This is a genomic window from Amycolatopsis sp. NPDC045836 (assembly GCF_056431745.1).
Genome location: NZ_JBWKKF010000028.1, coordinates 20,055 through 32,783 on the forward strand (window position 1 = coordinate 20,055; position 12,729 = coordinate 32,783).

13 protein-coding genes are annotated in these 12,729 nt (G+C 71.7%); 8 read left to right on the forward strand and 5 right to left on the reverse strand.

Annotated features, from left to right (window positions below; translation table 11 throughout):
• Positions 1-47 precede the first annotated feature (47 nt).
• A complete protein-coding gene (locus AC07EG_RS35270) occupies positions 48-842 on the reverse strand; it encodes an SDR family oxidoreductase (protein WP_478257598.1) in 795 nt (264 codons plus the stop codon).
• Positions 839-1,204 carry an antibiotic biosynthesis monooxygenase family protein gene (locus AC07EG_RS35275; protein WP_478257599.1) on the reverse strand — a complete coding sequence of 122 codons (366 nt, stop codon included), beginning with the start codon at positions 1,202-1,204 and terminating at the stop codon, positions 839-841. Before AC07EG_RS35275 ends, AC07EG_RS35270 begins: the two co-directional genes overlap by 4 nt.
• 200 nt (positions 1,205-1,404) lie before the next feature.
• Here AC07EG_RS35275 and AC07EG_RS35280 point away from each other — a divergent pair, with 200 nt between their 5' ends.
• The 3 genes from AC07EG_RS35280 to AC07EG_RS35290 are packed head-to-tail and all read left to right on the forward strand — an operon-like array spanning position 1,405 to position 4,903.
• Positions 1,405-2,418: a methyltransferase gene (locus AC07EG_RS35280; RefSeq protein ID WP_478257600.1), complete on the forward strand. Its 1,014-nt coding sequence runs from the start codon at positions 1,405-1,407 to the stop codon at positions 2,416-2,418.
• Positions 2,415-3,788, forward strand: coding sequence for an ABC1 kinase family protein (locus AC07EG_RS35285; protein ID WP_478257601.1), 1,374 nt, complete (start codon positions 2,415-2,417; stop codon positions 3,786-3,788). Before AC07EG_RS35280 ends, AC07EG_RS35285 begins: the two co-directional genes overlap by 4 nt.
• A complete protein-coding gene (locus AC07EG_RS35290; protein WP_478257602.1) occupies positions 3,785-4,903 on the forward strand; it encodes a cytochrome P450 in 1,119 nt (372 codons plus the stop codon). The genes AC07EG_RS35285 and AC07EG_RS35290 overlap by 4 nt, the downstream gene beginning before the upstream one ends.
• 457 nt (positions 4,904-5,360) lie before the next feature.
• Here AC07EG_RS35290 and AC07EG_RS35295 read toward each other — a convergent pair whose 3' ends face one another.
• Positions 5,361-5,942 carry a TetR/AcrR family transcriptional regulator gene (locus AC07EG_RS35295; protein WP_478257603.1) on the reverse strand — a complete coding sequence of 194 codons (582 nt, stop codon included), beginning with the start codon at positions 5,940-5,942 and terminating at the stop codon, positions 5,361-5,363.
• An 85-nt stretch (positions 5,943-6,027) separates the two neighbouring features.
• On the opposite strand from AC07EG_RS35295, the gene AC07EG_RS35300 reads away from it, so the two are divergent.
• The 4 genes from AC07EG_RS35300 (at position 6,028) to AC07EG_RS35315 (ending at position 9,708) form a co-directional block, all read left to right on the forward strand.
• Positions 6,028-6,435, forward strand: coding sequence for a VOC family protein (locus AC07EG_RS35300; protein ID WP_478257604.1), 408 nt, complete (start codon positions 6,028-6,030; stop codon positions 6,433-6,435).
• Positions 6,436-6,584: 149 nt separating this feature from the next.
• Complete coding sequence (locus AC07EG_RS35305; RefSeq protein WP_478257662.1) at positions 6,585-7,340, forward strand: Clp protease N-terminal domain-containing protein; 756 nt, start codon at positions 6,585-6,587, stop codon at positions 7,338-7,340.
• A gap of 114 nt (positions 7,341-7,454) precedes the next feature.
• A complete protein-coding gene (locus AC07EG_RS35310) occupies positions 7,455-8,414 on the forward strand; it encodes an asparaginase (protein WP_478257605.1) in 960 nt (319 codons plus the stop codon).
• Positions 8,415-8,457: 43 nt separating this feature from the next.
• Positions 8,458-9,708, forward strand: coding sequence for an alpha/beta hydrolase family protein (locus AC07EG_RS35315; RefSeq protein ID WP_478257663.1), 1,251 nt, complete (start codon positions 8,458-8,460; stop codon positions 9,706-9,708).
• A gap of 254 nt (positions 9,709-9,962) precedes the next feature.
• Here AC07EG_RS35315 and AC07EG_RS35320 read toward each other — a convergent pair whose 3' ends face one another.
• Positions 9,963-10,589, reverse strand: coding sequence for a hypothetical protein (locus AC07EG_RS35320; protein WP_478257606.1), 627 nt, complete (start codon positions 10,587-10,589; stop codon positions 9,963-9,965).
• Positions 10,590-10,768: 179 nt separating this feature from the next.
• Complete coding sequence (locus AC07EG_RS35325) at positions 10,769-11,755, reverse strand: alpha/beta fold hydrolase (RefSeq protein WP_478257607.1); 987 nt, start codon at positions 11,753-11,755, stop codon at positions 10,769-10,771.
• 36 nt (positions 11,756-11,791) lie between these two features.
• Here AC07EG_RS35325 and AC07EG_RS35330 point away from each other — a divergent pair, with 36 nt between their 5' ends.
• Positions 11,792-12,727, forward strand: a complete 936-nt coding sequence (locus tag AC07EG_RS35330; protein ID WP_478257608.1) for an AraC family transcriptional regulator — start codon at positions 11,792-11,794, stop codon at positions 12,725-12,727.
• The last annotated feature ends 2 nt before the right edge of the window (positions 12,728-12,729 follow it).

Genomic DNA, 12,729 nt, shown 5'->3' on the forward strand with positions numbered 1-12,729 from the left:
CACCGAAGCCGGTTGATCAACCTGAGCTCACGCCCGAGGGCCTTCGCTCATTCGATCACCTTGCGGGTCCCGGCCAGGGAGACCTGCTGCGCCAGCACGTCCATGCCCCCGTCCACGGTGAGCACCTGGCCGGTGGCCGCGACCAGCGAACCGTCGGCGAACGCGGCGATCACCCGGCCGACGTCCTCCGGCTCGAGCATCCGATCGAGCACCGACCGCTCGCGCAGGTACTGCCGCAGCTCCGGGGTGTTGACCTTGGCGCTGGCGTCGGTGCGCACCGCCCCCGGCGCGATCGTGTTCACCGAGATGCCGGATCGCCCGGCGTGCCCGGCGACGTGCCTGCTGAAGGTGTTGAGCGCGGCCTTCGCCGCCGACTGCGCCACGCTGCCCGCCGCCGCGTCGGCGTCGATGCTGGAGACGTAGACGATGCGGCCGGACCCCCGCGGCCGCATCAGCTCGAGCGCGCGCTGGGTCAGGAAGAACACCCCGGCCAGCTCGCTGTTCACCTTGGCGGAGAAGGTTTCCCAGGTCAGTTCGTCGAGCTGGACGAACGGCGGGTGCGCGGTGTTCGCGTTGCACACCAGCGCGTCCAATCTGCCGCGGGTGTCGCGGATGTGCGAAACCATGCGCGCCACCGCGCCGCCGTCGCAGACGTCGGCCTGGAACGGCTCGGCCGAGCCGCCCGCCGCTTCGATCGCGGCCACCACGTCCTTGGCCGCGGCCTCCTCGCGCAGGTAGTTGACCACCACGTGGTGGCCGCGCGCGCCGAGGACGCGCGCGGTGGCCGCGCCGATGCCCCGGCTGGAGCCGCTGACCAGTGCGACCTTCTGTTCCACGGTCACAGGGCGTCTCCCGGCTGGACGTCGAGATCGACCCGGTAGACCACCGGCCGCGGGGTCACGTGCAGCCCGGGGTCGTCGATCATCCGCCTGATGGAAGCCCGCCATTCCGGATTTGCCCGCGCCGCATCGAATTCGCGCCCGCTGCGCCATTCGGCGACGTTGATGAAACTGAGCTCGGCGCGTTCGGTCAGCGAGTGGTACATCCGCGCGCGCAGAAAACCCGGCTGCCGCGCCATCACCCGCGCGTTGTCCTTCCAGCGTTCGAGGAAGAGTTCGGATTCGCCCGGGGGAACGGTGAACGCGTTGATCAACGTCACCGGTTCGTCCACATCGGATTCGGTCAGATCCACCTGCGTGGTCAAGGGAATTCTCCTCGCTGGTCGAGCGTGCTGGGCAGGGTCGGTGAGGCGACCGTAGCACCGGAGCGAGAAAGCGAACTGGGAGTTTACCGCGGCCTGACAATCATTTGTCGCCGTTCTCACGCCCGTTCCATTGACCGTCGTGCGGGTGGATCGGCAGAGTTGGCCGCGGAAACTCCCGGGTGGAAATGGGGCACGACACGATGACCGATCCTTCGATGCTGCTGCCGATGGTGGCCGGCTACATCCCGGCGAAGGTGCTGCAGACGATCGCCGAACTCGGGGTGCCGGACCACCTGGCAGGCGGCGGGCGCACCGCGGCCGAACTGGCCGGGCTGACCGGGACCCACGCGCCTTCGCTGACGCGCGTGCTCCGGGCCGCGGCCGTGTTCGGCGTGGTCAGCAGCGAAGGGGACGAGTACGCACTGACCGGGCTGGGCGAGTTGCTGCGCTCGGACGTGCCGGGTTCGCTGCGCGAGTTCACCGTGCTGACCGGGGGCCACGAGGCCTGGCGGTCGTGGGGCGAGCTGGCGCACAGCGTGCGCACCGGCGAACCCGCGTTCGAGGCCGCTTTCGGCACCGGCTGGTTCGACCACCTGGACGCCGAGCCGGAAAAGGCGGCGCGGTTCGCCAGGGCGATGGCCTCGGCCACCGCGCTCGCCGCGCCGGACATCGCCGGGCACTGCGACCTCACCGGCATCGGCACGCTCGCCGACATCGGTGGCGGCAACGGCCTGCTGCTGTCCCGGCTGCTCGTGGCGCACCCGGAGCTGAAGGGCGTGCTCGCCGATTCCGCCGCCGGGCTCGACGGCGCCGCGTCGGTGCTGGCCGAGGCCGGTGTGGCGGACCGCTGCGAGGTGGTCCCCACCGACTTCTTCGACTCGGTGCCGTCCGGGCTGGACGCCTACCTGCTCAAGAGCATCGTGCACGACTGGCCGGACGAGCGGGCCGGCCGGATCCTGGCGAACTGCCGCGCGGCCATGCGGCCGGACTCCGTGCTGCTGCTGGTCGAACTGGTGCTGCCCGGTGCCGGGGACCCGGTGCCGAACGTGCAGGCGGTGATGAGCGACCTCAACCTGATGGTCGGCACCGGTGGCCGCGAGCGCACCGCGGCCGAACTGCACGCGCTGCTCACCGCGAACGGGTTCGAGCCGGACGGCACGACACCCTGCGGGCAGAGCGGGTTCAGCGTGCTGCGAGCCCGCCCGGCGCGATGAGCGGCACCGAGGAGCCGGTACCCACCGGCCGCCTGCGCCGGGCGCTGCCGCTGGCCGCGCTGACCGGGCGCACCGCGGGCGGCGCGGTGGTCGCCGCGCTGCAGGGCAGGCAACGCCGGGATGCCGCGCGCGAGCGCGCCGCCGGCCGGTACGCCGACCTGCTCGGGAAGTCCCGCGGCGTGCTGATGAAGGCCGGGCAGATGCTGTCGTTCATGTCGCTGGACCCGGAGGGCTCGGACGAATCCGTCCAGGCGGCCTTCCGGCGGCTGCAGTCCGGCGCCCCGGCGATGCCGTGGGCGGAGGCGGCGGCCGTGCTGGAAAGCGAACTCGGCGGGCCCGCCGAGCGGTTCTTCGCCGAGTTCGAGACCGAGCCGCTGGCGGCCGCGTCGATCGGGCAGGTGCACCGGGCCCGGCTCGCCGACGGCAGGCCGGTCGCGGTCAAGGTGCAGTACCCCGGGATCGCCGCGGCGATCCGGGGCGATCTGGCCAACGTGGAACTGCTCACCGCCTTCCTGCGCGTGCGCGGGGTGCTCAGCCGCGGTATGCCCACCGTGGACACCCGGGCGCTGCTCGAGGAGATCGGCGGCCGGATCGGCGAGGAGGTGGACTACCGGGCGGAGGCGGCGAACCAGCGGCGGTTCGCCGAGGCCTACGCCGGTCACCCGTTCCTCCGGGTGCCCGCGGTGTTCGGCGAGTTGTCCACCGGCCGGGTCCTGACCACGGAACTGGCCGAGGGCAGGTCCTGGGCCGAGGTCGCCGGGTGCCCGCAGCACCTGCGGGACCGGTGGGGGGAGGCGATCTTCCGCTTCCTGTGGGGCAGCCTGCGCGAACTCGGCGTCGCCTACGCCGACCCGCACCCCGGCAACTACCTGTTCCACGACGACGGCTCGGTCACCTTCCTGGACTTCGGGTGCGTCAAGGAGTTCACCCCGGACCGGCTGGCGCAGATCACCGCCTTGCAACGCGCCGGGGCCGAGGGAGACGCCGACGGGGTGTGGCGGGCTTCGCTGGCACTGGGTTCGCTGCGGGAGACCGGCGGCCCGAGCCCGGCGGAACTGCACGACTGGATGTCCGCCCAGTTCCGGCCGCTGACCGGGGAGCAGCCGTTCACCTACACCCGGGAGCACGCCGCCGCGGTCAACCGGCGGATGTTCTCCCCGTTCGGGCCGTACGGCGCCGTGCTGAAGAAGCTGACCATGCCGCCGCACACGTTGTTCCACTCCCGGATGGACGCCGGGATCACCGCCATCCTCGGCGCGCTGGAGGCCACCGCCGACTGGGCGGCGATCCTGGCGGAACTGGACGGATTGGGCCCGCCCGCCACCGAGCTCGGCGCCGAGGCGGCCGCATTCCGGGCCGGGCGCGCATGAGCGGTGTGCGGTTCGACGAACGGCTCGACGCGCTCGTGGTCACCTCCTTCCCCCTGGCGCGGCAGGTGCTCCACGGGCCGGGGTGGGTCAGCGACCTGGCGGCCAACCTGCGCCTGCTGGCGGGCATGGGCGGGGCCGAGGACCTGCCGCCGCTGATGGCGACCATGCTGGAGCTGTTCGCGGACGGGCCGGTGCACGACCGGTTCCGCGAACTGGTGGCGCCGAGCTTCTCGGCGAAGCGGATCGAGGCGCTGCGCCCGTGGATCGCGGAGATCGCCGCCGCCGGGATCTCCGGGGTGGCTGAAGTGGACGGTCCAGTCGATCTGCTCGGCCTCCTGGCCCACCCGGTGCCCGTGGCGGTGATCGCCGGGCTGCTCGACGTGGGCCGGGAAGGCGCCGAACTGATCAGCGAAACGGCGCCGCGGCTGACCGCCGTGCTGGAGAGCGACCCGGCCGAGGAGCAGTTGCTCGACGCGGGGCACGCGGCGATCGACTGCGCGATGTTCCTGCTGCCGCTGCTGGCCGAACGCCGGGCGGAACCGGGGGACGACTTCGTCAGCGAACTGCTGCGCGCCGGGGACGGCCTGCTCGGCCTCGACGAGGTGCTCGCGATCATCCTGCTGCTGCTCATCGCGGGGCAGGAGACCACCGCCGGCCTGATCGGCAACGGCGTGCTCGACCTGCTCCGCCACCCCGCCGAACTGGCTGCCCTGCGCGGCGAACCGGGCCGGGCCGGCGCGGTGGTGCAGGAAGTCCTGCGGCTGGACCCGCCGTTGCGCACCACCGGCCGGTCGGCGGCCACCGAGCAGCGGCTCGGCGAGGTCGTGGTTCCGGTCGGCGGGAAGGTGCTCGTCGACCTGGCGGCGGCCAACCGCGACCCGGCCCGGTTCACCGACCCGGACCGCTTCGCGCCGGGGCGCGCCGATGCCGGTCACCTCGCTTTCGGCGGCGGAGCCCACTTCTGTCTCGGCGCGGCACTGGCCAGGGTCGAGACCGAGGAAGTGCTCCGGCAGGTGGCTGTGCGGCTACCGGAACTCGCCCTCGCCGAGCCGGAGCCACCGAGGCGGCCGTCGAAGAACTTCCACGCGCTGAGCAGGCTGCTCATCCGCCCCTGACCCAGCCCGGCTCCTCGATGCGTACGGGTGCCTCGGCGACGTCACCGCCGAGACGATCGGTCGGCGCCAGCTCGGTCCGCACGGCGCGCCACTGCCCGGGACGGGGCAGGCCCGGTCGCGCCGGAGACCACGTCCGGCGCACACCGGCGATCCGGCCCCGCAGCCGGCAGTGGGTGTTGTAGCGCGGTGGTCGTGGGTGCGGAGATCCAGAACCCCTGCCGTGGCCGGAAGGGCATGAACAGCTCGGGTTCGGTCAGGCGCTGGAACAGGCGTCAGTACGTGTGCGGGGGCGGGGCGTGCTGGCCGAGGTGCCGTGGCTACTGGCGCATCGCGGACTTCGCCAGGAACTCGTTCCCGGGCGAGGATGTGCCCGCCGCGGTCAGTGAGGTCTGACCGCCACTGTGCCCGAGCCGGGGCGATTACCGGAACTGAGACCGCGCACCGTCGCGGCCAGTTGTCACGACCGCATCGATTCGAGCATCCGGGTCAGCGCGGCCACGGTGTCCGCGAGATCGCGGCCCGGGTCGGCCGAACCGGCCAGCCAGGCGGCGGCCTCGTTCATCGCGCCGGAGAGCAGGTGGGCGAGCGGAGCCACCGGCTGGCGGAGCAGCGTGCCGTCGTCGATCAACCGCGTCAGCGCCTCGACGAGGTGGCGCATCGAAGCGGTCGCGTCGAGCTCGCGCCAGGTTTCCCAGCCGAGCGCGGCGGGCGCGTCGACCAGCATGATCCGCTGGATCTCCGGCTCGGTGGTGACGGTCAGGAACGCGGTGCAGCCCGCGACCAGCTGCGTCCAGGGGTCGGCGTCGGGCGCGGCCTGGTCCACCCGGGCGGCCACCTCGGCGTGGACCTGCTCCAGCACCGCGCGGAAGAGCTGGTCCTTGCCGGTGAAGTAGTGGTAGAGCGCGCCTTTGGACACCCCGGCCTCGGTGACGATCTCCGCCAGGCTGACCTGGCCGTACCCCTTCGTCGCGAAGAGCCGCCGGGCCACCGCGACCAGCGTCCCGGTGGTCTGTTCACGTTGCTGCGCCTTCGTCGGCATGCCCGGAGTCTAGTTGACCTACCGGCGGTCGGTATCTATGGTGGCAAATACATACCGACCGCCGGTACGCATCTTGGAGGCCCTCGTGAAGCTGTCGAGCTTCTACCCCGTCATCTGCACCGACCTCGTGGCCGCGACCCGCGACTTCTACGTCACCCACTTCGGCTTCGCGGTCACCTTCGACTCGGGTTGGTACGTCAGCCTCCGCCGCGAGGACGGCTACGAACTCGGCATCGTCGACCACACGCACCCGTCGGTGCCGGAGGGCAGCCGCAGGCCGGTCGCCGGGCTGATCCTGAACTTCGAGGTCGGCGACGTGGACGCCGAGCACCGGCGGCTGGTCGAGGAGGCCGGCCTGCGGCCCGTGCTGCCGCTGCGCAGCGAGGAGTTCGGCCAGCGGCACTTCATCGTCACCGATCCGGCCGGTGTGCTCGTCGACGTGATCACCGAGATCGAGCCGTCCGCCGCGTTCGCCGCGGATTTCACCGCCTGACTCGGGCGTCGCACCGCCCGTTCCGGCAACACCCGCCAGCCTCGCGACGGACTGCTGAACACCCGAGCTCGACGTGCCGCGCGCTCGCCCACTTGATCTGTGCACCGTATTGGGGTTATCTATGGGGGTATAGATAGCGGTTGTTGGAGGTGGGAGTGCCGAAGGTCAACGTGTACCTGCCCGAGGAGCTGGCCGACGCGGTCAAGGAGGTGGGTGTGCCGGTGTCGGCGATCTGCCAGCGCGCGCTGGAGCAGTCGGTGAAGCGGGTGGCCGCGATCCGCGCGGTGGCACTGGGCGAGCTGGGAGCTGAGGCTTCCCCCGCGGGGCTGTCGCAGTTCGCCGAGCGGGCCCGTGCGGCGATCAGGTTGGCGATCGAGCACGCGCGTGCCGCCGGTGCGGCCGGGGTGGGCACGGAGCACCTGCTGCACGGGCTGCTGGCCGAGGGGGGCAATCTGGCCCTCCACGTGCTGCGGGCGATGGAGATCGAGCCCGAGCGCGTGGCCCGCGAGCTGGCCAAGGCCGCCAAGGCACCGGACGGGGCGGGCGCACCGCTGGCGGACCGGTTCGACGGCCCGGCGGCCAACGCTCTGGAGTTGACCATCACCGAGGCGATCACGCTGGGGCACAACTACGTCGGCTGCGAGCACCTGCTGCTGGGGCTGATCGCGGAACCCGACGGTGCTGGCGGCCAGGTGCTGCGTGCGGTGGGGGCGGAACTCCGCTCGACCCGCGGCGCGGTCGTGGCCGCCCTCGCCGGTTATGTCCACCTGCGGGCCACCACCCCGGCGAGCGGCGGTGCGTCACCGGCCGCCGACGTCGCGGCCGTCCTCCGCCAGGAACTGCAGCCACTGCTCGACCGGATCCAGCGCCTGGAGGACCAGGCCGGCCTGCCCGAGACTCGCTGACCGGCTCGGCCGGGACGAACCGGGGGAGTGCGGTGTGCTGAGACGAGTCCTGGTGCTGACGGCGACCTCGCTGGTGTTCGCCGTGCTGGCCTTGATCATGGTGGGAGTTCCCTGATGACGCGCGTGCTGCTGGTGGCCACCGGCGACACCATCGCCTACCGGCCACGACGATCCGAGGTCGCTTCGGGATCCGAGTTGCTGGCCACCGTTTCCGCGGACCCGGTGCACGAGGTGGTGGTGGAAGACGTGCTGGCCGAGCCGAGTTGGGACACCTCGCCGGCGACCATGCTCAGCCTCGCCCGCCGCGTCCGCGCGGCGCTGGCCGAGGACGGCTTCGACGGTGTCGTGGTCACCCATGGTGTGGACACGCTCGAACAAACCGCGTTCCTCACCGACCTGCTCCTCGGCCCCGCCGCCGCACTGGGCGGGATCGTGTTCACCGGCGCCGCCCAGTACCTGGACACACCGGCCGGTGACGGGCCGCGCAACCTCGCCGCGTCGCTGACCGCGGTGGCCGATCCCGCGACGCGCGGTGCCGGTGTCGTGGTCTGCGCCGACGGCGAGCTGCACGCAGCCCGCTGGGCCACCCTCGCTGACGCTACGCGGAAAGCGGCGTTCTCCTCGGCGCCACACCCGAGGCTGGGACGGGTCGACGACCGCGGGGTCGTGCTGACCGCGACGCCACCGCCTCGGCCGCCCCGGCCGTCCGGGGAGCCGGAGACAGACGTCGCTGTGATCACGGCCTATCCCGGCATGCCCACCGCGCTGCTGACCACCGCGACCGACGCCGGCGCACGCGGCGTGGTGCTCGAAGGCACCGGCGCGGGCAACGTACCGGTCGAACTGTTCGGCACGATCAGCGAGCTGACCGAATGGGACATCCCGGTGGTCATCGCGTCCCGGGTCCGCGCACCCGAACCGGAGGAACCGTCCCTGGGGGCCGGCCTCGCGGCCGAGTTCGGGGCGATCAGCGCCCGTGGCCTCACCCCCGCCCATGCCCGCTGCGCGCTGATGGTCGCGCTCGGCGAAAGCGGCGGCGTCGCGGCGGCGCGTGCCTGGTTCGACGCCCTGTGATGCCCGTTTCGCCGCGGTGAACACCAAGGAGATCACGTTGCCGGTGGAAGACGTCCTTTTGTCCCGTCGTGGTGCGCTCGGCATCGCGCTGGCGCTGGCAGCCACCCCCGTGCTCGCTCGGCCCGCTGCCGCGGCTGCGGCCATCGCGGTCCGGCTGCCACCCCCGGCCGGGCCGCACCGGCTCGGCACGACATCGCTGCACCTGGTCGACAAAACCAGAAAGGACCCGTGGACGCTGCTCCGGGAACGGGAGCTGATGGTCACCGTCACCTACCCCGCCGCCGGCCCCAGCCGGCCCGGTCACCGAGCCGCGTGGCTGACACCCGCGGTGGCGCGGGTGGTCGAGGACGGCATGGCCCAGCCCAGCGGCCTGAACATCCCGAAGGGCTCGGTGAACTGGCCGGCCACACCCCGGCACGCCTGGGCCGGGGCCCCGGTGCGACGAGGCGGGAGGCCGTACCCGGTCGTGCTGTTCTCGCCCGGGCTCGGCATACCCCGCGAGTTGTACGCGGTGCTCACCGACAACGTGGCCGGCCAGGGGCACATCGTGGTTTCGCTGAGCCACACCCATGACTCCAGCGTGGTCGAGTTCCCCGGCGGACGCCTGGAACCCTCGTTGCTCTCCGGCACGGATCCCGCGACCTTGAAGAAGGCCATCGATACGCGAGTCGCCGACACCCGATTCGTGCTGGACCAGCTGAGCCTGCTCAACACCGGTACCAACCCGGACGCGACCGGGCGGCCCCTGCCGCGGGGACTGGCCGGTGCGCTCGACCTGTCCGCCGTCGGGATGTTCGGCCACTCCTACGGCGGCTACACCACGGGCGAGGCCATGTTCCACGACCCCCGCATCCTTGCCGGAGCGAACCTGGACGGCAGGCTCGGCCACGAGACCGCCAACTCCCCCGAGCACTTCGGCGAGGTCGCCAAGCACGGTCTCGACCGGCCGTTCCTGCTCCTGGGAGCGGACCGGCACAACCACCTGGACCCCGCCAGGGACCAGTCGTGGGTCCGGTTCTGGCGTGCGCAACGAGGCTGGAAGCGCGACCTCACCCTGCACCGGGGACAGCACGCGAGCTACACCGACCACCAGGCCGTGCTGCCCCAACTCGGGTCGCTGGTCCAGCCGGCGGCACTGGCGAACGCCATCGGCACCGTTGACCCCAGCCGCGCCCTGCTGGCCCAGCACGCCTACCTCAACGCGTTCTTCGCCACGCACCTGCGAGGACGGCACACGCGACTGTTCGACGCACCGTCACCGCGGTACCCGGAGTTCACCCTCGTACCGCAATAGGCGATTTCAATCGATGGTCACAACTTCAACCGGTGCGTGGGAAACAGATCAAGCAGACGCCGAAGTGGTCAGTGGCGAAAAGGCGCCGCGTCGTGACCAGCGGAGCGAGAAAGCGGCGACCGCCGGAATGGAGTCGATGCTCGGAAACCGCACCCGGCGGTCCGGTGGAAGTGGCGGGCGCCCGGAATCGCCTGTTCGGCCGAGCAGGACCTGCACCTCGAAGGGCGATGCCGGCCGCCCACCACTTCTTCGTGTCAGCAGGCGTCGAGTTCGCCCTGGAGCAGTGGTGAGTCGCCGGGCAGGGCGGCGAGGGGGACGACCTGGCCGCGGGAGGCGATTCCGTCGGCGACCCGGTACGACGTGCGCGTGCCGTTGTAGACGATCGGATCGGAGTTCCAGTCGCCCTCGGCGGAGATCACGACGAGTTCGCGGACGCCCTGGTCCTCGGTGCAGGTCAACCGGTTGCGCGCGGCCAGGCCGCCACCGTCGTAGAGCCGCATCGGCTGCAGGTCCGGTGTGGTCAGCTGCCGCAGCCCGGCCGGGCCGAGGTCCCACACGCTGAACGTGGTGGTGTTGGCCCCTTCCACCTCGCTGACCACGATGTCCTCCGTGCCGTCGCCGCTCAGGTCGACGATCTTCGGCGCCACCACGCCGATGTGCGAGTCCAGCGGCAGCAGCACCCCGAGCGTGGTCCCGCCGACCTCGGCGTTGAGCACCTGGTGCCGGCTGTCGTGCACGCGGACGCTGACCTTGTCGGCCACCCCGTCCCCGTTGAGGTCGGCCGGCACGGTCACCGACTCCGCGGCGGAGGCGGGCAGCGTCACCGCCATCCCGATGGCCGCCATTCCCAGCGCAATTCCGGCGCGCGAAACAAAGCCCATGATTTTACCCCTGATTCCCCGGATGTGAATTGAAGTCCGCATTTTTTCGACTTCTGCCAGGGAGACGTCTCCTCGGGCGTGGGCGTTGCCTGTTGTGAACTGGAACACAGTCCATTGTTCGAAGGCAACCGCTTGGTCGCTCGGTACCTGGTGCGGACCGCTTCCGCGAGCAGAATTCGCTAGGTCAGTGACCGGAGGAAACCGATCAGCGCCCGGTTGACCTCGTCCGGCCGTTCCTGCTGGACCCAATGGCCACAGTCCCGCAGCACGATCGCCTTCCGTGCGTTCGGCACGGCCGTCGAACGCCCGGTGAGCAGGTTCTCGGAGCCGGGCAGCGAGGCGGCGAGGTCGCGGTCACCGGTGAGGTAGAGGGCGGGTTGCCGGATCGTGCTGTCGTGCCACGCAGTGGTGAGCGCCCAGTTGCGGTCGAAGTTGCGGAACCAGTTCAGGGCTGGCGTGAAACCGGTCTTCGCGAAGTCCGCGGCGACGGTGTCGATGTCGTCGTCGGTGAGCCAGCCCGGCAGGCGCTCCGGCTCTGGCCAGATGTCCAGGAGGCGGCCGCCTTCGGGCACGATCGGGCTCCAGGGATGGCCGTCGGCGGAGGCGCCGTGGAGGGCGCGGCGCACAGTCGCGCGGGGATCGGCGTCGAGTTCCTCGTCGGCCACGCCCGGTCGCTGGACGTAGACGGAGTAGTAGCGGTCGTAGTCGGGGCCCGCGACGGCGCGCAGCCCGGCCAGGTGCGGGCCGTCCGCGTGCGGCTGGAACGGCGTGCTCAGGGCCACGACGCCGCGCACCACGTCGGGTCGCAGCAGGGCGGCGTGCCAGGCGACCACGCCGCCCCAGTCGTGTCCGGCCAGGACCGCTTCCTGCGCACCGAGGGCGTGGACCAGCTGGATCACGTCGCCCGTGGTGTGCAGGACCGTGTAGTCCTCGACGGCCTCCGGGCGGTCGGTTCGCCCGTAGCCGCGCTGGTCGGGGGCCACGGCGTGGTAACCGGCCGCGGCCAGCGCCCGGAGTTGGTGGCGCCAGGAGTACCAGGTTTCGGGAAAGCCGTGCAGCAGCACCACAAGCGGTCCTGAACCCGCTTCGGCGAGGTGGACGCGGAGCCCGCCCACCTGGACGAAGCGATGGCTGATCGCGGGGGCCGGTCCGGCGGATTCGTGCATGGCCAAGACGTTACGAGCGCGGGAGGTGCGCGATCCATGGCCGCGCTGCTCACGTTCATGCCCGAACTGCTCGACCGGTGCTTGTTAGCATCCGGTGTGGACACGATCGCGAAGGTGCTGCTGGGGTCGAAGGTCGGCGGAGCCAGGGCCGCCAGGGTGCACGCCGCGGCTCCGTGGGGCGTCGAGCGCGGCCGGGCCCCGGCCGTGGTGTTCCACTTCGTGGCGCAAGGCGCCTGCTGGCTCCGCACGCGGAAAGCGGATCCGTTGTGGCTGGAAGCCGGTGATCTCGTCATGCTGCTCGACGGGGCCGGCCACGCCGTGTCCAGTGCCGGTAGCGGTCCGCTGGCTTCCGATGACGCGCTCATCGCGGGAACCGAGGTCGACCTCGGTGGAGCCGGGCCGCGAACGCGGCTCCTGTGCGCGGGTTACCGGCCCGGACGTGGCCTGCCCGCTTCGCTGCGGGCCCAGTTGCCCCCGGTGCTGCACATCCGGCCGGCGAAGTCAGCGGTGCACGGCGGCCTGGCCGAGACGGCGCGGATGCTGGACGAGGAGACCGCGGCGGGTCGGCCTGGCTCGCAGCTCGTGGTGGACCGCCTTGTCGATGTCCTGGTCGTGCAAGCTCTGCGTGGCTGGCCACGGGTGCTGCCGTCGCAAGACCTCCCCGTCGCCGCGGCGATGTCCGCACTGAACGACGAACTCGACCGGCCGTGGACGCTCGACGACCTGGCGCGCCGGTGCGGGGTATCGCGCGCGACGTTGACCAGGCGGTTCACCCTCGTGACCGGCGAACCGCCGCTGACCCACCTCCGACGCCGGCGAATGGAGGTGGCCGCGAGTCGGCTGCTGGAAAGCGACGACTCGCTGGCCACCGTCGCCGAACTCGTCGGGTACGCCTCGGAGTTCTCCTTCTCGCGGGCGTTCACCCGCGCTTTCGGCGTGGCACCGGGCCACTACCGCAGAACCGCCCGATGACA

What these genes read in the sequence shown, in the direction of transcription:
- AC07EG_RS35280 (WP_478257600.1), top strand. Translation starts at nt 1,405, where the DNA reads ATGACCGATCCTTCGATGCTGCTGCCGATGGTGGCCGGCTACATCCCG.
- AC07EG_RS35285 (WP_478257601.1), top strand. Translation starts at nt 2,415, where the DNA reads ATGAGCGGCACCGAGGAGCCGGTACCCACCGGCCGCCTGCGCCGGGCG.
- AC07EG_RS35290 (WP_478257602.1), top strand. Translation starts at nt 3,785, where the DNA reads ATGAGCGGTGTGCGGTTCGACGAACGGCTCGACGCGCTCGTGGTCACC.
- AC07EG_RS35295 (WP_478257603.1), bottom strand. Translation starts at nt 5,942, where the DNA reads ATGCCGACGAAGGCGCAGCAACGTGAACAGACCACCGGGACGCTGGTC.
- AC07EG_RS35310 (WP_478257605.1), top strand. Translation starts at nt 7,455, where the DNA reads ATGACGCGCGTGCTGCTGGTGGCCACCGGCGACACCATCGCCTACCGG.
- AC07EG_RS35320 (WP_478257606.1), bottom strand. Translation starts at nt 10,589, where the DNA reads ATGGGCTTTGTTTCGCGCGCCGGAATTGCGCTGGGAATGGCGGCCATC.
- AC07EG_RS35325 (WP_478257607.1), bottom strand. Translation starts at nt 11,755, where the DNA reads ATGCACGAATCCGCCGGACCGGCCCCCGCGATCAGCCATCGCTTCGTC.
- AC07EG_RS35330 (WP_478257608.1), top strand. Translation starts at nt 11,792, where the DNA reads ATGGCCGCGCTGCTCACGTTCATGCCCGAACTGCTCGACCGGTGCTTG.